This window comes from Pseudomonas sp. W3I7 (assembly GCF_030816095.1).
Classification (GTDB): domain Bacteria; phylum Pseudomonadota; class Gammaproteobacteria; order Pseudomonadales; family Pseudomonadaceae; genus Aquipseudomonas; species Aquipseudomonas salomonii.
Genome location: NZ_JAUSXP010000001.1, coordinates 1,100,145 through 1,118,673, shown reverse-complemented (window position 1 = coordinate 1,118,673; position 18,529 = coordinate 1,100,145). Strand labels below are relative to the sequence as shown.

General features: G+C 58.5%; 19 protein-coding genes and 1 pseudogene. 13 read left to right on the top strand and 7 right to left on the bottom strand.

Annotation, left to right across the window (positions count from 1 at the left end; all coding sequences use genetic code 11):
• The first annotated feature begins 116 nt into the window (after positions 1 to 116).
• The 3 genes from QF043_RS05310 (at position 117) to QF043_RS05300 (ending at position 2,183) form a co-directional block, all read left to right on the top strand.
• Positions 117 to 653: a Bro-N domain-containing protein gene (locus QF043_RS05310; protein ID WP_307421310.1), complete on the top strand. Its 537-nt coding sequence runs from the start codon at positions 117 to 119 to the stop codon at positions 651 to 653.
• 99 nt (positions 654 to 752) lie between these two features.
• On the top strand, positions 753 to 1,466 hold the full coding sequence (locus tag QF043_RS05305) for an HNH endonuclease (RefSeq protein ID WP_307417739.1): 714 nt from the start codon (positions 753 to 755) through the stop codon (positions 1,464 to 1,466).
• A gap of 72 nt (positions 1,467 to 1,538) precedes the next feature.
• The gene (locus QF043_RS05300; RefSeq protein WP_138815354.1) at positions 1,539 to 2,183 is read left to right on the top strand and encodes an HAD-IB family hydrolase; all 645 of its coding nucleotides are present in this window, start codon (positions 1,539 to 1,541) and stop codon (positions 2,181 to 2,183) included.
• A 129-nt stretch (positions 2,184 to 2,312) separates the two neighbouring features.
• Here QF043_RS05300 and vapC read toward each other — a convergent pair whose 3' ends face one another.
• The 3 genes from vapC to QF043_RS05285 all read right to left on the bottom strand — a co-directional run bounded on the left by vapC (position 2,313) and on the right by QF043_RS05285 (position 4,186).
• Complete coding sequence (gene vapC / locus QF043_RS05295; protein ID WP_017134653.1) at positions 2,313 to 2,711, bottom strand: tRNA(fMet)-specific endonuclease VapC; 399 nt, start codon at positions 2,709 to 2,711, stop codon at positions 2,313 to 2,315.
• Complete coding sequence (gene vapB / locus QF043_RS05290; RefSeq protein ID WP_017134652.1) at positions 2,711 to 2,941, bottom strand: type II toxin-antitoxin system VapB family antitoxin; 231 nt, start codon at positions 2,939 to 2,941, stop codon at positions 2,711 to 2,713. Before vapB ends, vapC begins: the two co-directional genes overlap by 1 nt.
• 285 nt (positions 2,942 to 3,226) lie before the next feature.
• Entirely contained in the window at positions 3,227 to 4,186 is a 960-nt protein-coding gene (locus QF043_RS05285) for a LysR family transcriptional regulator (RefSeq protein ID WP_307417737.1), read from the bottom strand.
• A 193-nt stretch (positions 4,187 to 4,379) separates the two neighbouring features.
• On the opposite strand from QF043_RS05285, the gene argH reads away from it, so the two are divergent.
• From argH to QF043_RS05250, 7 genes are all read left to right on the top strand, one after another.
• Complete coding sequence (gene argH / locus QF043_RS05280; protein ID WP_307417736.1) at positions 4,380 to 5,807, top strand: argininosuccinate lyase; 1,428 nt, start codon at positions 4,380 to 4,382, stop codon at positions 5,805 to 5,807.
• A 106-nt stretch (positions 5,808 to 5,913) separates the two neighbouring features.
• A complete protein-coding gene (locus QF043_RS05275; RefSeq protein WP_078738727.1) occupies positions 5,914 to 6,792 on the top strand; it encodes an amino acid ABC transporter permease in 879 nt (292 codons plus the stop codon).
• A gap of 24 nt (positions 6,793 to 6,816) precedes the next feature.
• A complete protein-coding gene (locus tag QF043_RS05270; RefSeq protein WP_017134648.1) occupies positions 6,817 to 7,581 on the top strand; it encodes an amino acid ABC transporter ATP-binding protein in 765 nt (254 codons plus the stop codon).
• A 25-nt stretch (positions 7,582 to 7,606) separates the two neighbouring features.
• A complete protein-coding gene (locus tag QF043_RS05265; protein ID WP_307417735.1) occupies positions 7,607 to 8,428 on the top strand; it encodes an ABC transporter substrate-binding protein in 822 nt (273 codons plus the stop codon).
• Positions 8,429 to 8,615: 187 nt separating this feature from the next.
• Positions 8,616 to 9,791 carry an MFS transporter gene (locus QF043_RS05260; protein ID WP_307417734.1) on the top strand — a complete coding sequence of 392 codons (1,176 nt, stop codon included), beginning with the start codon at positions 8,616 to 8,618 and terminating at the stop codon, positions 9,789 to 9,791.
• 94 nt (positions 9,792 to 9,885) lie between these two features.
• Positions 9,886 to 10,833, top strand: a complete 948-nt coding sequence (locus tag QF043_RS05255; RefSeq protein ID WP_307417733.1) for a hypothetical protein — start codon at positions 9,886 to 9,888, stop codon at positions 10,831 to 10,833.
• A gap of 106 nt (positions 10,834 to 10,939) precedes the next feature.
• Positions 10,940 to 11,320, top strand: a complete 381-nt coding sequence (locus QF043_RS05250; RefSeq protein WP_081321533.1) for a transcriptional regulator — start codon at positions 10,940 to 10,942, stop codon at positions 11,318 to 11,320.
• On the opposite strand, the gene QF043_RS05245 is transcribed toward QF043_RS05250, so the two are convergent.
• From QF043_RS05245 to QF043_RS05230, 4 genes are all read right to left on the bottom strand, one after another.
• Entirely contained in the window at positions 11,250 to 11,807 is a 558-nt protein-coding gene (locus tag QF043_RS05245; RefSeq protein WP_307417732.1) for an AAA family ATPase, read from the bottom strand. The two genes, QF043_RS05250 and QF043_RS05245, sit on opposite strands and share 71 nt — an antisense overlap.
• Positions 11,808 to 11,864: 57 nt before the next feature.
• Positions 11,865 to 13,373, bottom strand: coding sequence for an amidase family protein (locus tag QF043_RS05240; RefSeq protein ID WP_307417731.1), 1,509 nt, complete (start codon positions 13,371 to 13,373; stop codon positions 11,865 to 11,867).
• 125 nt (positions 13,374 to 13,498) lie between these two features.
• Positions 13,499 to 14,146: a hypothetical protein gene (locus QF043_RS05235; RefSeq protein ID WP_307417729.1), complete on the bottom strand. Its 648-nt coding sequence runs from the start codon at positions 14,144 to 14,146 to the stop codon at positions 13,499 to 13,501.
• A 193-nt stretch (positions 14,147 to 14,339) separates the two neighbouring features.
• Positions 14,340 to 15,398 carry an MBL fold metallo-hydrolase gene (locus QF043_RS05230; RefSeq protein WP_307417728.1) on the bottom strand — a complete coding sequence of 353 codons (1,059 nt, stop codon included), beginning with the start codon at positions 15,396 to 15,398 and terminating at the stop codon, positions 14,340 to 14,342.
• 132 nt (positions 15,399 to 15,530) lie between these two features.
• Here QF043_RS05230 and QF043_RS05225 point away from each other — a divergent pair, with 132 nt between their 5' ends.
• The 3 genes and pseudogenes from QF043_RS05225 to QF043_RS30725 all read left to right on the top strand — a co-directional run.
• A complete protein-coding gene (locus QF043_RS05225; RefSeq protein ID WP_307417726.1) occupies positions 15,531 to 16,157 on the top strand; it encodes a TetR/AcrR family transcriptional regulator in 627 nt (208 codons plus the stop codon).
• Positions 16,158 to 16,347: 190 nt separating this feature from the next.
• On the top strand, positions 16,348 to 17,406 hold the full coding sequence (locus QF043_RS05220; RefSeq protein ID WP_307417725.1) for a diguanylate cyclase: 1,059 nt from the start codon (positions 16,348 to 16,350) through the stop codon (positions 17,404 to 17,406).
• A gap of 224 nt (positions 17,407 to 17,630) precedes the next feature.
• A pseudogene (locus QF043_RS30725) lies at positions 17,631 to 18,440 on the top strand (PAS domain-containing protein); the annotation flags it as partial.
• Positions 18,441 to 18,529: the final 89 nt, after the last annotated feature.

Here is an 18,529-nt window from a genome sequence, read left to right as displayed (position 1 = left end):
GTTGGAGCTTCTTAAAACCCGCTCTCTACGTTGGGGTTCCCACCCTTCTTTAAATCACGTAGAGGTCATAGGAAGTGTCTAGCCAATATCTACTCAACTTGCCTAACGCTGAAGGTATGCTCACATCCGAGCTTTCAATCGCCTTAGTTTTTACTCGTCATAATCTTCAATTACATGCCCTCCTTCTAGAGGGCCAAGCGTGGTTCTGTGCCCGTGACCTTGGACGTTTGATGGGGTGGTTCTTAGATGAGCGCACGACTCGCAAGCTCGATGAAGACCAACGAAGAACCGTCAAGCTGCTATTTCATGGTCAACCGGAAGAAATGCTGATGATTAGCGAATCCGGTGCTTACGCGTTGTTGGTCTACCACTACACACCAGGAAATCGCCTGCTACGTAGCTGGCTCACTCATGAAGTGGTTCCAACGTTGAGGGACGAGCACCAGCCACGATCGGTGGAGCGACCGTTGCTGAGCATGCTGGACTGGCCGGAGATGTCGTTGAACCTGCTGCATTGGCAAGATGAAGGCTGGATAAGGCTTCGGGATATGCCGTATCTACTGGTTAACCGGACGTACCGGAGGGAATCCGTAAAGACTCCATGGTGGCGAAAGCTCACCCAAGTTTTCCGAATAAAGCAGCGAATGTACTGACGCAAGCGAGCGGTAAGTCCCACCTACTCGTAGGAAATTTCGTAGACGCAATAAAGGCTACTCAGTATCGTCCGAGGGTTTTCTACCCTCGGCGGCTGTATGGATATTGCGAAAGACAAAACGGACTGGAGCGACTCGGAATTGGCAGCGGCGGTCGAGGCGTACCTGAAGATGTTGGCCTGGGAGAAAAACGGCCAGCCTTTTAACAAAGCCCTCGAAAACCGCCTCCTGCGCGAAGGCCCGGTGGCAGGCCGTGCGAAGGGTTCCATTGAATTTCGCATGCAAAACATCTCCACCGTGCTTGTGCGTATGGGCTGGGACCGTATCGAAGGCTATAAGCCTGCAAAGAACGTGGGTACGGGCGTGGAGCAACGCATCCGCCAAGCGCTTGCCGCGCAGGGTGTATTCGAATCCGAAGACGCAGCCCAAACGGCAGATGAGCAAACGCTTATCCGCCGCGCATCCAAACTGCAGCAGCAACCTTTTCAAAAGCTACCGGATGGCATCGCCAACCCGCAGAAAGTGTCGACCATCAGCACCACCTTTGTCCGCGATCCAAAGGTACGCGCCTGGGTACTAAAAGAAGCCAACGGCATCTGCGAAGGCTGCGGCTCTAACGCACCTTTCGAGGTCGATGGTTCGCCATTTCTTGAAGTACATCACGTCAAGCACCTCGCCCAGAAGGGTTCGGATCGCACGACCAATGCTGTAGCCTTGTGCCCCAATTGCCATCAGCGTTGTCACCGGTCGAGTGATCGGGAGGCTTTCACTGAAGGGCTTTACTCCAAAGTCGGAAGATTGGCACGGGAGTAAACTCCAGTGGTCACACCTGATGAACGCTCAAAAAATACTAGATAGGACCGAGGCCAACCCGTGAACCCAGACATGCTCGAAGCCGGCCCCATCGACGCCAAAGTACTCTCCGTCTTTGACTTCGACGGCACCCTCACCCACCACGACAGTTTCGTGCCCTTCCTCAAATTCGCCTTCGGCCCCGGCGAGTTTTACGGCCGGATGGTCAAACTCGCCGTGCCGGGGCTGCGCTTTTTGCTGCAGCAGATCAGCCGGGATGAGTTGAAGGCGCAGTTGATCCGCACCTTTATGACGGGCGTGGAGAAGGCGTGGGTGCAGCAGCAGGCTGAGGCGTATTGCCAGCGCTATTGGACCAAGTTAATGCGCCCCAAGGGCTTGCAGTCGGTGGAAGATGAGGTGAAGTCCGGGGCGGTGGTGACGCTGTGTTCGGCGTCGCCGGCGTTGGTGTTGCAGCCGTTTGCGAATCGGCTGGGGATCAAGTTGATCGGCACTGAGCTTGAGGTGGTCGACGGGGTGTTGACGGGCAAGCTCACGGGGAATAATTGCCGCTGTGAGAACAAGGTGCTGCGCCTTGAGGCGGTGTATGGGGATTTGGGCGAGTATCGGCTACGGGCCTGGGGCGATACGCGTGGCGATCGGGAGTTGTTGGCGGCGGCGCAGGATGCGCATTTTCGGCATTTTCATTCGAAGAAGAAGCAGGGCAAGTTGCAGCGGTGATGTGGGTGGGTGGGGTCGGCGGGGAAACCGAGTCGATCCCATCGCTGCCTCGCTGGGGCTCGAGAGCTCCCACAGATTGATTGGCGTTAGGCTGGTTAGCGCACTTAGCATGGGTGCCAAGAGGTCAGCTCATACCCAGTCTTCTACCCGCAAGCCTGGCACGCGATCGAACTCGCGTCGATTATTCGTGACCAAAATCAGACCCTGCGAACGGGCATGCCCGGCGATCATCTGGTCATAGGGACCTATCGGAGTACCCGCTCTAGCCAGCTCTGCGCGAAGCTGACCTGTATGTATCGCGGCGTCCTGGTCGTATTTTAATACCTCCAGGCGCGCAGCAAACCCTTCTACGTCGGCTAGGTTTCGCTCCGGGTTAGCCGACTTTTCGGCACCGTAAATCAACTCCATCAGGGTCACTGTACTAATGCCCAATTGGCCATGGTGCCTTTTGAAGGTTTCGCGCACCTGTTGGGGTTTGTTTTTGATGGTGAAGATGCAAATGTTGGTATCCAGCATGAACTTGAGCATTAAAAAGATTCCCGCTCTTGTTCCGCTGGTTGCTCGCGGTCTGTCATGAAGTCAGGCGTGACGCCCTCGCCATCAAACCAGCTGTCCCATGACTCACCTGCGGGAGTAATGATTCTGGCTCTTCCAATAGAGATGACATCTACGCGCTTTACGTCGTCCGGCATGGCAGCAGCTTTTGGCAAACGTACCGCTTGGCTGCGGTTGCTTTGGAATACAGAACCTTGGTCCATGATGGCCTACCTCTAGTGATCATTTAATATCGCAACGCTACACCACAGCCTGGATATGTCAACGGGATATACATTTCGTTACGGGTCGAACCGCTGGTCATACCCTGCATTCACGAAAACGCCAAAGAGCATTTGAATTTGATAAAAAATTCACTCTTCGCACCAAAAACGTTAATGGCTTACTGAGAGGTGATGCAGGTAAATGGGTTCGGCAGGTTGACCGAGGCGATCCCTTCGCAGCCTCGCTGGGGCTCGACAGCTCCCACATTTGAGCTTTGTTGAGGCTTAGGCTGGCGTCTTCAGGTCCACACCAAGCGCTGTTGCAAACGCTTTTACCATCGGGCTTCTCGGCGCGTTGTGGCGCAGGATCAGGTTAAATGCCGTGCTCAGGTGGACTTGTTCCGGGCACAGCACACGCAAGCGCCCTTCCCTTACCAGCGACGCGGCGTAGTGTTCCGGCAAAAACCCTAAGAAGCGGCCAGTGAGGACCAGGATGGCGACGGCTTCCACCTGTGAGGCCGAGGCGGACTGGCTGTCGTAGGTGACGAAGTTGGCTTTGTCGCGGTGGATCGCGTACCGGTGGTTGACCACTTCGTATTGGCGCAGCACGTCGGGGGTGATGTCGCTCGCGTTGAACAGCGGGTGTCCTACGGCGCAGTAGGCGTGGGCTTTTTCTTCGTAGAGGGGGAAGTAGTCGAATTCTTCACGGCGCTGGTACACCGGGACGATGCCGACGATCAGGCGGCCTTCCACCACGCCGCGTTCAACTTCGTCGAGTTGCGAGGCATGCAGGCGCAATCTAATTTTCGGCGACTCGCTGTGTAATTTCCCCAGCGCGGTTATTAGCGGGGAATTAACGTCGGACACGGTGTTATCAATAACGCCGACACTAAGGTCGCCAATCAGCTCGTTTTGCGCCGAACTAAGCTTGTCGCGAAAACTGTCTACCGAGGTAAATAACTCGATGGACGCTTGATACACCAACTTGCCTTCTTCGGTCAGGCCGAACCCTTCGCGGCCCCGTGTGCACAGGCGCATGCCGATGCGAATTTCAAGGTCGGAGATCTGTTTGCTGATGGCCGCCAGGCCCACATTCAGCTCGTTTTGCGCGGCGCTGAAGCCGCCGGCTTCGACCACGGCCATGAACACGCGCAGCAGTTTGAAGTCCAGCCCGCTCAGTTGCAGGGGAGGTCGTGTACCGGGTTTGGGCGGTATGTTTCCAGAAGTGGAAAGTGGGGTTTCCATAATACGCGTTGACCTCAAGTGCCATATTCAACAGGCTTCAACCCAATCCTTGAACATAGCCAGGCGGCGATAATGAACATAAACATCCGCCCTTGGCAACCTTGAATACGGCGCGTCAGACGCTGGTTCAGTCTAGTTGAAATCTTATTTTTACTGCCTCCGACTCTTCTAAAAACAAGCGTGAGGAATACCGATGTCCCAGCCCACCGATCGCCTTTGGGGCGCTCGTTTCAAGACCGGTCCGTCTGCTGCCTTGGCGGCGTTGTCCCGCTGCCCCGAGCGCTATTTCCGCCTGACGCCCTACGACCTGGCCGGCTCCCGCGCCCATGCCCGTGAATTGCAGCGCGCCGGTTTGCTGGATGAGTCGGAGACCTTGCGCACCCTCGAAGCCCTGGACCGTATCGGTGACGATTTCGCCGTCGGGCGCCTGCATCCGACCCTGGATGACGAGGACGTACACACCTTTATCGAACGCGTCTTGACCGAGCGCCTGGGCGCCTTGGGCGGCAAGTTGCGCGCCGGGCGTTCGCGTAACGACCAAACGGCCAACGACCTGCGCCTGTTCCTGCGCGACCATGCGCGCACCATTACCAGCGAGGTGCTGGGTTTGCAGCAGGCGCTGGTGGAGCAGGCCGAGCAACACATCGACAGCATTTGCCCAGGCTTCACCCATTTGCAGCAGGCGCAACCGATTGTGTTTGCCCATCACTTGCTCGCCCATGCGCAGTCGATGTTGCGTGATGTGCAGCGTCTTGTGGATTGGGATGCGCGCACGGCGTTGTCGCCGTTGGGTGCGGCGGCGATGGCCGGTTCTGCCATTGCACGCCAGCCGGAGCATTCGGCCAAGGAAATGGGCTACACCGGGCCGTGCGAAAACTCCATCGATGCTGTCGCCAGCCGTGACCATGTGGCGGAGTTTCTATTCGTGGCGGGCATGCTCGGGGTAAATATTTCGCGGCTGTCGGAGGAGTTTTGCCTGTGGTCGTCGCGCCAGTTTCGCTGGGTGGTGCTGGACGATGCTTACGCCACCGGCAGCTCGATCATGCCGCAGAAAAAGAACCCGGACATTGCCGAATTGGCGCGGGGCAAGGCTGGACGTTTGATTGGCAACCTGACCGGGTTGATGTCGACGCTCAAATCCTTGCCGCTGTCGTACAACCGCGATTTGAGTGAAGACAAACACAGCGTGTTGGACAGCGTCGACACCTTGCTGCTGGTGCTGCCGGCGATGGCCGGGATGGTGGCGACCATGCAGGTGCAGGTTGAAGAACTGCGACGCCAGGCACCGATGGGCTTCACCTTGGCGACCGAGGTGGCGGATTGGTTGGCCACTCGCGGTGTGCCGTTTAAAGAGGCGCATGAGATTACCGGCGCGTTGGTGCAGGCCTGTGAGCAGCATGAAATTGAGCTGTGGGAAGCCTCGCCGGCAATGTTGGCGCAGGTGGATGCTCGGTTGTTGCCGCAGGTGCGTGAGTGCCTGACATTGGAGGCGGCGATTGCGGCGCGCAGTGGTTGGGGTGGCACGGCGCCGGAGCGGGTTCGGGAGCAGATTGGGCGGTTGAAGCTGGCGTTGGCTGAGCAGCAGAAGTGGGTTGAGGGTTATCAGGGGTTTCGGATTTAAGCCTGGGCTTTTTTGGTGAGTTTGCTGGCGCTTTCACAGGCAAGCCAGCTCCCACATTTGGACCGTGTTTTAACAGTTGGATCGAGTACAGCAGTGGAGTAACAGCATGAACCAAACCCCGGCGGAGCGCTTGGAAGCCGAGCGCAAGTTGTCCGAGAACCAGTTCGATATCACCCAGTACGAGCACGTGCCGCGGCGGTATTACGGACGGATGTTTTTTGCCACGTTGATCGTGATCGCCCTGGCCGCATTGTTGCGCGCATTTGCCAATGGGCAGATCGAATGGTCCTACATCGGCCAGTTCCTCACGTCTGAAGCCATCCTCTGGGGCCTGGTCAACACCATCGTCATGTCGATCCTGGCGATGGCGCTGGGCGTGGTGATCGGGGTGATCACGGCGATCATGCGCATGTCGGCCAACCCGATCCTGCGTTATGTGGCTATCACTTACACCTGGCTGTTCCGGGGCACGCCGCTGATTCTGCAACTGCTGTTGTGGTTCAACCTGGCGCTGATTTTCCCGGTGATCGCAATTCCCGGCGTGTTCAGCATCGACACCGTTGACCTGATGACCCCGTTTGTAGCCGCCCTGCTCGGCCTCAGCATCAACCAGGGCGCGTACACCGCCGAAGTGGTGCGCGCCGGTTTGCTCTCGGTCGACACGGGCCAGTATGAAGCCGCCAAGTCCATCGGCATGCCGAGCTTGCAAGCACTGCGTAGGATCATTCTGCCGCAGGCCATGCGGGTGATCATTCCACCTGTAGGCAACGAGTTCATCAGCATGGTGAAAATGACCAGCCTGGCGAGTGTGATCCAGTACTCGGAGCTGCTGCACAACGCACAAAACATCTACTACGCCAACGCGCGGGTCATGGAGCTGCTGATTGTGGCCGGTATCTGGTACCTGGCGGTGGTGACTGTTCTTTCATTTGGTCAAAGCCGCCTCGAGCGTCGTTTTGCCCGCGGCGCCGGCAAGCGTTCGTAAGTTTGGGTTGAGGAGATTTGCCCCATGAGAAGCATCGTCAAGGCCGTCAACCTGAACAAGTATTACGACCAGTATCACGCGCTGCGCGACATCAATATCGAGGTCGAGCAAGGCGAAGTGATGTGCATCATCGGCCCGTCCGGTTCGGGCAAAAGCACGCTGCTGCGTTGCGTCAACCAGCTGGAAAAAATCGACAAGGGCGGCCTGTGGGTCGACGGCGAGCTGGTCGGTTACCGAGTGGTCGGCAACAAACTGCATGAGATGAATGAATCGCAGATTGCCCGCCAGCGCCTGGCCACCGGCATGGTGTTCCAGCGTTTCAATTTGTTCCCGCATATGACCGTGTTGCAGAACATCATCGAAGGCCCGGTGCAGGTGCTCAAGCGCTCGCCCAAGGAAGCCATCGAAGACGCGCTGGAGTTGCTGGCCCGCGTGGGTCTGGCGGACAAGCGCAATGCCTACCCGGTGGAATTGTCTGGCGGCCAGCAACAGCGTGTGGCTATTGCCCGTGCATTGGCGATGCGCCCCAAGTTGATGCTGTTTGACGAACCCACGTCAGCCCTCGACCCGGAGCTGGTAGGCGAAGTGCTGTCGGTGATGCGCGACTTGGCCACCACCGGCATGACCATGATCGTGGTCACCCATGAGCTGGGCTTCGCCCGCGAAGTCTCCAACCGCATGGTGTTTATGGATGCCGGCCAGATTGTGGAAGCCGGCAGCCCTGAAGAAATTCTAATAAGCCCACAAAACCCGCGTACCCAAAGCTTTATTTCTGCCGTTCGCACTTAACTAAAAAACTAACGAGAACGCCCCCATGAAAAAATTGTTTATCCCCACGTTGCTCGCAGGCCTGATGGCCTCCACGTTTGTGTTCGCGGCATTGCCGGCGGCAATCAAGGACAAGGGTGAGATCAGCGCGGCCATCGTGCCGAACTACCCGCCGATGGATTTCAAGGACACCGCCACCAACAAGCTCACGGGCCTGGATTTCGACCTGGGCAATGCCCTGGCCGAGCGCCTGGGCGTGAAGATCAAGTGGCAGGAAACCGGCTTCGAGCAGATGCTCAGCGGCCTGACCACCAAGCGCGTCGACATTGTGCTGTCGGGCATGAGCGACACCGCCGAACGCCAGAAGTCCGTGACCTTCATCGACTACTTCACCAGCGGCCCGCAGTTGTACACCCTGGCCAAGCGTGAAGACCTTAAGGAGTTGACTGACCTGTGCGGTAAAAAAGTCGGCACCAGCCGCCGTACTACCTGGCCGTCGGAAATTGCCGCGTGGAGCAAGGCAAACTGCGAAGCAGCCGGTAAGCCAGCCATCGTGGTGATCGGCACCGAAGGCTCGGCAGATGCGCGGGCGCAGTTGCAGCAGAACCGTCTGGATGCGGCGATGCAGGGCAGCGAGACGATTCCTTATTTGATGTCGCTGGATAAGGGCAAGTACAAGCCGGTCGGGCTGGCGATTTCCAAGCAGTTCACGGGGCTGGGGATTGAGAAGAGCAACACTGAGTTGGTCACGGCGATCAGTGAGGCGTTGCAGGGCATGATAGATGATGGCACGTACGGCAAGATCCTGAAGAAGTGGGATCTGGAGCAGGGTGCGTTGGAAAAAATCTCCATCAATGCCGGCCAGTAAATACACGATCTAAAAATGTGGGAGCTGGCTTGCCTGCGATGGCGGTGGGCCAGTGAACAATATTCAAGCTGACCCACCGCCATCGCAGGCAAGCCAGCTCCCACATTAGCTCTGTGTTCACAGTTGAGCTGTTTTCACAGTTGATCTGTGTTGTCTTGACGCAATAACAAGGACGCTCGCCCCCATCGTGGCCACCTACTCCCTGGTAATCCGCCGCCTGATGATCTGCTCGGTGACCATTGTGGTCAGCCGCGCCATGACCAGCCCCTTGCTGGCCTTGCTCTTGAGTACCCGACTGGGCCTCAACCAGCAGGACATCGGCCTGTTGATGGGCATTGCCGTGTTTATCGCCACGTTGCTGGGCCTGTATGGCGGCTACATCATCGACCGCCTGGAAAAGCGCAAGCTGTTGATCCTCGCCATGCTCTCCAGCTCCATCGGTTTTCTGTTGCTGACGTTTGCCAGCAACCTCTATCTCACCACCCTGACCCTGGTGATTACCGAAGCCGCCTCGGCGCTGTTCCTGATTGGCTCCAAAGCCATCATCAGCGAGAACCTGCCGGTGGGTGATCGCGCCAAGGTGTTTTCCCTGCGTTACACCCTGACCAACGTCGGCTACGCCACTGGGCCGATGATCGGCGTAGTGATTGCAGGGCATATGCCACTGGCGCCGTTTGTGATCGCCAGCGCCATTGCGTTTGGCAGCCTGTTCCTGATGATCGGCATCCCACCGACCCAACGCGATGACAGCCACAAACCCTTGAGCTTCCTCAGCACCCTGCGCACTTTGCGCAGTGACCGCACGCTGATCCTGTTCACCAGTGGCAGCCTGTTGAGCACCATTGTCCACGGGCGCTACACCCTGTATCTGTCGCAGTTTCTGCTGGTGGCCTACAAACCTGCCGAGGCGCTGAAGATTCTGTCGGCAGTGCTGGCCTGCAACGCCATCACCGTGATTGTGATGCAGTACCAGATTGGCCGGTTTCTCAAGCGCGAACAGTTGCGCTACTGGATCGTGCTGGGCACGTTGCTGTTCATTGCCGGGCTGGTCGGTTTCAGCCAGGCTCACAGCCTGCTCACGTGGTGCCTGGCGATGTTCGTGTTTACCCTGGGCGAGATGATCATTTACCCGTCGGAATTCCTGTTTATCGACACCATCGCCCCCGACGCATTGCGCGGCAGTTACTACGGCGCACAAAACCTGGCGGCGTTTGGCGGAGCGATGAGCCCGGTGATTTGCGGCTATTTGCTGATCAACGCTGCGCCGACCAGCATGTTCTATGCGTTGGGTGCATTGACGGCTATCGGTGGAAGCCTGTGTTTCTTAAGCGGACGACGTGTCGCTGGCACGCCGCTTATCTAATGTGGGAGCTGGGTTGCCTGCTCCCACATTTTGCTCTCAGTAATGTCTGATATTTGCGTAGTATCCAGCTATTCATCTCACGGACCCGAGCCCCATGAAATTCGACACGGCCTACAGCCTGAGTCTCGACGACAAGCTGTCGATCTACGACGTTCGAGACCTGAATTTCGACGAAACCGCCGACTTCGACTCCGACAAGGACAGCTTCCTGTGCCCCAACGATGACTGCCGCGCAGCATTCGAAACGGGCAATACGCTGAGCACCTTCAACGCGAAAAACGTCAACTATCAGCGCACGCCCCACTTCAAAAACAAAACCAGCACCCGGCATATCGACGGCTGCCGCTATGCCAGCACGCATAAGACGGCAACGGGTGAAAGCGACGACGAGCGCGAGGACAACTTCCCATCGGAATTTGTACTGACCCGGCGTCAGTACCAGCGCAACACTGCACTTGTCGGCAGCGAGGGAAGCGTCCCACAAGATTCAGCGAAGGCGCCTTCGACAAGTACCCGTTCATCCCACGTCACCAGTGACACAACCCCGGACAAAACCAGCGTCTTCGCACACCCGGTCGAGTGCTATGTGTCGAATATCGACGACAAGGACAAGCTCAAGTCCATGCCGCTGAAGATTGGCGAGCACTCTGCTACCTACTGGACGTTCTTCAAGAAGATCGAATACCTGCAGGACAACAAAGGCCTGATCTACTGGGGCAAGATCAAAGCGATCAAGGATTACACCAGCAGCTTTCGTATCGACTTCGAAAAAAAGGTGTGGCTCGACAAAAAACCTTATTCAGTCAATGTCTACCTGAGCAAAAAACTCATCGAGAACTACCGCAAGCGCACGGCGTTCCTGGAGCAGATCAAGGCGGCAGCCAGTAGTGAACGGGCTTTGTATTGTTTCTTTTACGGCGTGACGCCGGCGCTCAAACAGGTGCCCAGCAAGAAGAACCCCGAGCAGACATTCGGGGTGTTCAGCGCCAATATCGAGAACCTGGACCACTTGATCATTCGTGAGGCACCGGGGTTGGAGTAATGGCTCGCTTGGCAGCCATCAAAAAAATCCAGTTGATGAACGGCGCAAACAACTGTACAAAAACACAGTATAGTTTGCCTTCCCCCGTCGAACCTGGAGAAACCCCATGTCCTCTCTGGCAATGAGCTCTTTCGTAGAACAGCAGATCGTCCTGCACCAATTCACCGCCAAACACAGCGCACAGGCCCGCGTGATGCTGGGCTGGAGCCGTGAAGACCTGGCCCGTCAGGCCGGTTTGGCGGTGGAGGTGGTTCAGCGCTTTGAAAGCCTGGGTGAGGTGGAGGATCAAGCTCGGTTAGCCCTCGCGTTCCGGCTGGAGGCTGAAGGCCTGGTGTTTTTTCCAGGGTTTGCGCCGGGCTGGGGGATGAGCGCACGCAGGTTTGAGGCCGCCCCAGCCGAGCCCGCCGCACCGGGCCTCATCTCGCGGTTGATGGGCTCAGCAGCGGCATCAAATGACTCACCAACGCCTCAGCCGAATGGTGCGTAGAGTCCAACCGGATCACCGGGCAGGTCAGCGGTTTCAACCAGCTTTCATGCCGGCGCAGGCTGCGTAGGCTGTGGTTGCCGCCATCGTAACGAGCGGCCCAGGCCAGGAATGCGACGCTGTTGGCGTGGCGGCTGCCGCCTTCCAGAATCTGCTCGCCGTAGCGTTGCACTTCGCGCAGTTGCAAGCGTTTGAGCCGTACGAGTGGGTCCAGGCGCAGGAACACCACATGGGTGAACTGCGCGATCATGGCATCGCCCCAGCCACAGAGTGAACCGGAAAGTACCCAGCCCTCAAGGCCGGCACTCTGTTCCTGCAACAGGCGGATGCGTTCACCCTTGGGCCGGGCGACCGTGAAAGGCTCTGATGTTTGTTGCCAGTAGAAATAGTCGGAGTCGAAATAGGCGACGCCCAGGCGTTTGGCCAGGGCCTGGCCCAGGGTTGAAGTACCAGCGCCAGCAGCGCCGAGAATGTGAACTTTGTAAGCCATGCATGCCCTCCTTGGCATTGAGTGTAATCGCTCGGACGTGCACTGCGCCGTGAGCCGTTAAAACCCAGGTCTTGTGCCCGCCTGGGCCGCCTGCTCGTACCCATAAGCCACCGCCAACAGGGTGGGTTCGGCCCAGCGGGTGCCGAAGAAGTAGGCGCCGGTCGGCAAGCCCTCCTCAGTTGTCCCCGAAGGCACGGTGAGCCCAGGGTAACCTGCGGCGGCAACCCCGAAATAGCTGTTGGTTTCGAAGTCCGACACCATGGCATCCAGGTTTTGCGCTTTGATCGGGTCGTCGATGGTGCTGCGAAAATCCTGGATAAGCGCCTCCCACAGCGTCTTGCGTTGTTGCGGTGTGAGGTGGGAGGCGTTGACGTCCTCAAGTACCGGCTGGTGATCCGATTCCGTTCCATCACGGTCCTGGTTGAAGGCGATCAACTCTGCCAGTGATTTGACCGGCAGGCCGGGACGCTTGGCCAAGTAGGCATTGAATGCTTCTTTCACGTCCGAGAGCAGCAACTCGTCATAACGTGAAGCATCTGCCAGCCGCAAGTTGATCGGCACCAGAATGGCACCCTGCTCACGGAGCACTTCCAGTGTCTTGTCAAATTGCACACTGTTTTTCACCGTCAAGCTTCCACCGTTGGCCGTAAACGTCGCAGGATAGCCAATACGTTTACCCTTCAATACACCTGGCACCAGCAGTGCGGTGTAGTCGATACCTTGCGGCGCCCCTTGGCTTTCGGGGTCGCGTGGGTCATGGCCCGACATGGCATTGAGCATCAATGCCACGTCATACACCGAGCGCGCCATGGGGCCAGGTGTGTCTTGCCGTGGGCTGGCGGGAATAATCCCATTGCGATCCAGCAGGCCGACGCTGGGTTTGAGCCCCACCACCCCGTTGAGCGCCGCCGGCACGATGATCGAACCATTGGTTTCCGCACCGACCGCCAAGGGTGCCAACCCGGCCGCTATCGCTGCGGCAGAGCCTGAGCTGGAGCCGCCGACGTCGGCCTGCGGGTGGTGAGGGTTACGTGTTTGCCCGCCCCGACTACTCCAGCCATCGGGGCCACCGCGAAAGCCTGCCAGTTCGGTCATATTGGTTTTACCCAGGATCACCGCACCTTGCTTGATCAGGTAATCCACAAGCGGGGCATTCCTGTCGGCCGCCATCCCCACCAGCCCGAAGGCACCTGCACTGGTTTGCATACCTGTGGTTTCGATGGTGTCTTTGAGCAAAACGGGGATGCCATGCAGCGGGCCGCGCACCTTGCCACTCGCGCGTTCACGGTCCAGCTCGCGCGCGGCCTCGAGTGCCTCAGGGTTGAGTTCGATGACAGAGCGCAATTGAGGGTCGAGCGTGCGGATGCGCTCTTGCAGGAAATTCACCAGATCGACCGACGTGAGCCCCTGCGGCCGAGCCATGTGTTCGCCCAATTCGAGAACGCTGGCGTATTCAACCCCTGGCGCCACGGGTTTCGGCGCTGCCGGTTCCTCAGCCAGGGGCTGCGCCGACACGGTTTGCGCGGCCTGTCGGATGATCGAATACACGCCGTAAGCAACCGTCATAAAGGTCTCTCCTGAGTTCAAAAATCATGCGGGATAAAGTCCGCCATTCTAAGAACCCCAGTTGCTCAAGACCTTCAGGCAACCTCCACGCACATCGTAGGAGCGTTCTGTACACTCCGTGGCTGTTACGCGCGCCCTGGCGCGCAGGCGCTGATCTGGCGAAAGGCACGCACCAATAGCGGCAATGCATCACGCGACCACTGCGCGCCGTAAAACCACAGCGTCGCCCCGTCCCCCAAGGGTTCGCAAAGTGAGGGATAGCCGCTGACGCAAGCACGGTGAAAGGCGACGCTCTCGCTGTCAGACACCAGCGCATCCAAGCGATGTGCAGTCACCAGCTCATCTATTTCATTGCTTTGCAGGGTAAATTGCAGGGAGTGGTCTTCGCGACGCGCGTCCACCGGCACCAGTTGCGCACCGGCCTGGCGCAGGATGTCGAAGGCTGCGCACAAGGCTTCGCTGTGCGCGACGCCTTCGCGGTGCTCACCCTTCACATAGCGGTCAGCAAAGCCGATACGCCAGCCCGATAGCAACTGGCTAGCCGCGAAGCGGGTGTTATTCAGCACCAGGGGCACTTCCACCATCACTGGCCCAGTGGGGTCGATACCGCTTAAAGCCGTGAGTGATAACGCGGGATCGCGCGCGGGTTTTGCCGGCAGTGCCGGCGCGTTATAGCCGGGAATGGGCGCAACGCCCACCGCGTGCGCGGCGCCGAACACAATACCTGCGGGGCTCAGGTTCTCGGGTTTGGCAGGGGCGGGCTCGGACTTCACACAGCCCCCGTCCCCGGCCACAAGCAAGGAAAGCTCCGGGCGACACAGGCTGCCCAACCGCCAATGTTCCCTACAGTTTTTTTCCATCAATACCCGATCCCCGACAATTAATTGCGCGGGATCATCGCACCCTTATCTGGCGTTTGTCGCAGCCCTGAAACACCCTGAAAATCCTTTTCCAGTCTGCAATGCTTCAACCCGCGGCGTGTTCTTTTACACCTTGAGTTTCCACCTCCAGCCACCACGCATGCCCGCGCTCCGGCTGGTTCAGGCTGAACGCCTGCCCCATCGCCGGCGTGGTGATCGACACATTGCGCTCCCAGGCCAGGGCCATGATGCGGTCGAACGGTTCGTGCCAGGCGTGGAAGGCCAGGTCGAAGGTGCCGTTGTGGATCGGCAGCAACCAACGGCCTTTGAGGTCGATGTGCGCTTGCAGGGTTTGCTCAGGCTGCATATGCACATGGGGCCAGTCGACGTTGTAAGCACCTGTTTCCATCAGCGTCAGATCAAACGGGCCGTATTGTTCGCCGATGCGTTTGAAACCGTCGAAATAACCGGTGTCACCGCTGAAAAAGATCCGCCGCGCGCCGTCGATCATCACCCAGGAACACCACAAGGTCTGGTTGCCATCAAACAGGCCACGCCCGGAAAAATGCTGGGCCGGTGTAGCAATAAAACGGATGCCCTCGACCTCGGTGCCTGCCCACCAATCCAGTTGCCGGACTTTGCTGGCATCCACACCCCACTTGACCAGCGTGTCGCCCACGCCCAGCGGCGCGAGAAAATAGCGGGTCTTGTCGGCCAGTTGGATCACCGCGTTGCGGTCAAGGTGGTCGTAGTGATTGTGGGACAGGATCACCGCTTCCAGTGGCGGCAACTCTTCAAGACTGATAGGCGGCTGATGAAAGCGCTTTGGCCCGGCCCAACTGAAAGGCGAGGCACGTTCGGCAAACACCGGGTCGGTGACCCAGAACTTGCCGCGCATTTTCAGCAGCACGGTGGAATGCCCCAGGCGATACACACTGTGATCGGGCGCCGCCAACAGTTGCTCACGCGTCAGCGGTTGCACCGGGATCTTGCCTACCGGGCGCGTGCTACGTGGTTTGTTGAACAGCATGTTCCAGAAAATGCGCAAGGTTTTGCCAAAGCCACCGTGCTGCACCGGAGCATCGTTGCTGAAATGCCCTGGCGCTTGCTCGGCAGACTTTGGCGCAGCAGGCGCGGGGTCGAGACGGGTTGAAATCGTGGCCATTGCAGAGTGGCTCCAGGGTCGGCTCATAAAATACACCGTGCAGACCAATTACACTGCACAGTGTAGTTTCTAGATTGCAACAAAACCCTGAGCAAGTAAACTACCGAGTGTAATTTCCTTTTAGAGCCGACCATGACTGTACCTCTGCGCCTCACCGACCGTAAACGCGAAGCCATTGTGGCAGCCGCTATCGCCGAGTTTCGCGCGAATGGGTTCGAGGTCACCAGCATGGACAAAATCGCCGCCACCGCCAGCGTTTCCAAGCGCACGGTGTACAACCACTTCCCCAGCAAGGAAGAGTTGTTTGCCGAAATCCTCCACCAGTTATGGGCCAGCAGCGTTGCCCAACTGGACGTGAGCTACGCCAGCGACCGCCCACTGCGCGAGCAATTGCGCGGGCTACTGGAGGCCAAGATGTTGATGATGTCGGACGCCAACTTCCTCGACCTGGCCCGTGTGGCGATCGCCGCCACCATCCATTCGCCGGATCGCGCCCAAGACATGGTCAACCGCCTGAGCAAGCGCGAAGAAGGCTTCACCCAGTGGGTGCGCGCTGCGCAGGAAGACGGCCGGCTGTCCTGCACCGACCCCGCTTTCGCCGCCCACCAGATACAAAGCCTGCTCAAGGCCTTCGCGTTCTGGCCGCAGATCACCCTGGGCCAACCTGTGCTGGACGCCGCCTGCCAGGCCAGCGTAATCGAGTCGGCCATCGACCTGTTCCTGGCCGGTTACGAAGTGCGCGCACCTGGGCCGCAATAAACCCTGTTGCAGGCGCGACATTCCAGGTCGCTTTTGGCGTATTCCCACGCGGTGCTGCGCAAATGGCCTGGAAGGACACTGATTATTCCTACGCGAATAACTGACAATATTCACCGTTAATATCCGATCAACGGTTCTACCCGCTGACGCACGCTGTCGTACCCGCAAAACAGAGCTGACCCGGAACACTATGGAAAACAGACGAGGCAAAGGGCTTTCATTTGCCAGACGTATCTACAAGCCAAGGATCATCGGCCTGGGTATCGGTTGTATCAGTGTGGCCGGCGCCCTTTACCCCCTGGCGATGCCGGGCTGGGTGTGGGCGTTCATGCTGTTCAATGGCTTTGCCTGGGCGCATGTGGCGTATCAGCTTTCAGCCCGATCACAATTTCCCTATCAGGCGGAACAGCGCAACCTGCTCTATGACTCGTTGTTCGGCGGCTTCTGGGCCGCCGCCACCCAGTTCACGCCTCTGACGGCCGTGACCGTGCTGTCGATGATGACCATGAACAATGTCGCCGCTGGCGGCAAGCGCCTGTTTCTGCGCGGGCTGCTGGCGCAAGCGGCGGGTATCGCGGTGGCATGGGGCCTGTTCGGGGTCAAGTTCAACCCCAATGTCAGCCTCAGCCAGGTCTACACCTGCCTGCCGATGCTGACGCTCTACCCGATGGCCATTGGTATGGTCTGCTATCAGTTGGCAATCAAGCTCTCGGAACACAAACGCGCCCTCAGCGCCCTGAGCCGTATCGACAGCCTCACCGGCCTGCTCAACCATGGCTCGTGGAAAGACCTGCTCCACCTCAAGTTCCATAAGTGCCAGCAGCAAGGCAGCCACGCCACCATCGCGCTGATCGACATCGACCACTTCAAGCGGATCAATGACACCTACGGCCATATCGTCGGTGATGCGGTGTTGCGCCAACTCAGCCAGGAATTACGCCGGCACCTGCGGGAAAACGACTTGGCCGGCCGCTATGGCGGCGATGAGTTCTGTGTGATTTTGCCGCAAATGCCGCTGGAAGAAGCCGCGCAAGTCATGGAACGCATGCGCGAAACGTTCGGCAACTATCGCAATACCCAGATCCCGGAGCTGCGCGTGAGCCTGAGCATTGGCCTGGCCGATTTTCAACGGTTGTTCAGCGATGCCGCGATGTGGCTCAACGCGGCGGACCGCGCGCTGTACACCGCCAAGGAAACCGGGCGTAACCGGGTGAATGTCAGCGATTACGTGGTCGCCCACTCCGCCTGAGTTGTCTGATAACACCTCGTCTGAATCTTCCGCCCGCGCCTCGCAGCGATAGCATAATGCCGCCACTGGTCGCCTGCCCAATAATGGTCCTGCCCTAACGGCGAACTTCTTGGCAGGCTGATCACTCTGAACCCCTTGTTCCGCCCCCTCTGTCAGCATCAGGAAGCTGACAATGAGCAAGTCAACCGTAAGGCCCAGGGCCATACGGGGTCAGGCGCCTATTCATGGATACCTCTGACGCGTGCTTCCCCGAGCCCTCGAACATGCTATTTAACGCCCATAAAAAAACCATCAGTACCCTGCAACACACCAATGCCCAGCAGGCCAGCCTTCTCGACGCGATTGAGCGCTCCATGGCCGTGATTGAATTCGACCTGCAAGGCAGCGTGCTGCGCGCCAATGACAACTTCCTCAAGACTATGGACTACCGCGCCGAGCAGATCCTGGGGCAGCCACATCGGATGTTTTGCACACCCGCATTCGCCCGCAGCGCCGAGTACAACCAGTTGTGGACGCAACTGCGCAACGGCCAATTCCAGTCCGGTACCTTTGAGCGGGTGGCCGGCAATGGCCAGTCAGTGTGGCTGGAAGCCAGCTACAACCCGGTGCGCGACGAGGCCGGCCAAGTGGTCAAAGTGGTGAAGTACGCCATGGACGTCACCCCACGCCTGCAGGCCGAAAGCGAAGCCAACGCCAAACTGGGCGCCATTGACCGCGCCATGGCAGTCATCGAGTTCAACCTCGACGGCACCATCATCACGGCCAATGACAATTTCCTGCAGCGCATGGGCTACAGCCTGGCGCAGATCCAGGGCAAACATCACCGCCTGTTCTGCACGCCGGAGCTGGCCAACAGCACGGCGTATAGCGATTTCTGGAAACGCCTGAACCAGGGTGAACTGTTCAACGGCCAGTTCGAGCGTGTCGATAAACACGGCCAGATCCTGTGGCTCGAAGCCAACTACAACCCGGTATACGACGCCAGCGGGCGCCTGTGCAAAGTGGTCAAGTTCGCCTCGGACGTCACCGCCAGGGTGCAACAGCATGCTGCCGACGCTGCAAGCGCGGCCCAGGCTTATCATATTTCCCTGAACACCCGGGATGTGGCGGAAAAAGGCGCTGA

Excerpts from the sequence above, each read along its gene's own strand:
- QF043_RS05310 (WP_307421310.1), top strand. The coding sequence starts at position 117 with ATGCTCACATCCGAGCTTTCAATCGCCTTAGTTTTTACTCGTCATAAT.
- QF043_RS05305 (WP_307417739.1), top strand. The coding sequence starts at position 753 with ATGGATATTGCGAAAGACAAAACGGACTGGAGCGACTCGGAATTGGCA.
- QF043_RS05300 (WP_138815354.1), top strand. The coding sequence starts at position 1,539 with ATGCTCGAAGCCGGCCCCATCGACGCCAAAGTACTCTCCGTCTTTGAC.
- vapC (WP_017134653.1), bottom strand. The coding sequence starts at position 2,711 with ATGCTCAAGTTCATGCTGGATACCAACATTTGCATCTTCACCATCAAA.
- vapB (WP_017134652.1), bottom strand. The coding sequence starts at position 2,941 with ATGGACCAAGGTTCTGTATTCCAAAGCAACCGCAGCCAAGCGGTACGT.
- QF043_RS05285 (WP_307417737.1), bottom strand. The coding sequence starts at position 4,186 with ATGGAAACCCCACTTTCCACTTCTGGAAACATACCGCCCAAACCCGGT.
- argH (WP_307417736.1), top strand. The coding sequence starts at position 4,380 with ATGTCCCAGCCCACCGATCGCCTTTGGGGCGCTCGTTTCAAGACCGGT.
- QF043_RS05275 (WP_078738727.1), top strand. The coding sequence starts at position 5,914 with ATGAACCAAACCCCGGCGGAGCGCTTGGAAGCCGAGCGCAAGTTGTCC.
- QF043_RS05270 (WP_017134648.1), top strand. The coding sequence starts at position 6,817 with ATGAGAAGCATCGTCAAGGCCGTCAACCTGAACAAGTATTACGACCAG.
- QF043_RS05265 (WP_307417735.1), top strand. The coding sequence starts at position 7,607 with ATGAAAAAATTGTTTATCCCCACGTTGCTCGCAGGCCTGATGGCCTCC.
- QF043_RS05255 (WP_307417733.1), top strand. The coding sequence starts at position 9,886 with ATGAAATTCGACACGGCCTACAGCCTGAGTCTCGACGACAAGCTGTCG.
- QF043_RS05250 (WP_081321533.1), top strand. The coding sequence starts at position 10,940 with ATGTCCTCTCTGGCAATGAGCTCTTTCGTAGAACAGCAGATCGTCCTG.
- QF043_RS05245 (WP_307417732.1), bottom strand. The coding sequence starts at position 11,807 with ATGGCTTACAAAGTTCACATTCTCGGCGCTGCTGGCGCTGGTACTTCA.
- QF043_RS05240 (WP_307417731.1), bottom strand. The coding sequence starts at position 13,373 with ATGACGGTTGCTTACGGCGTGTATTCGATCATCCGACAGGCCGCGCAA.
- QF043_RS05230 (WP_307417728.1), bottom strand. The coding sequence starts at position 15,398 with ATGGCCACGATTTCAACCCGTCTCGACCCCGCGCCTGCTGCGCCAAAG.
- QF043_RS05225 (WP_307417726.1), top strand. The coding sequence starts at position 15,531 with ATGACTGTACCTCTGCGCCTCACCGACCGTAAACGCGAAGCCATTGTG.
- QF043_RS05220 (WP_307417725.1), top strand. The coding sequence starts at position 16,348 with ATGGAAAACAGACGAGGCAAAGGGCTTTCATTTGCCAGACGTATCTAC.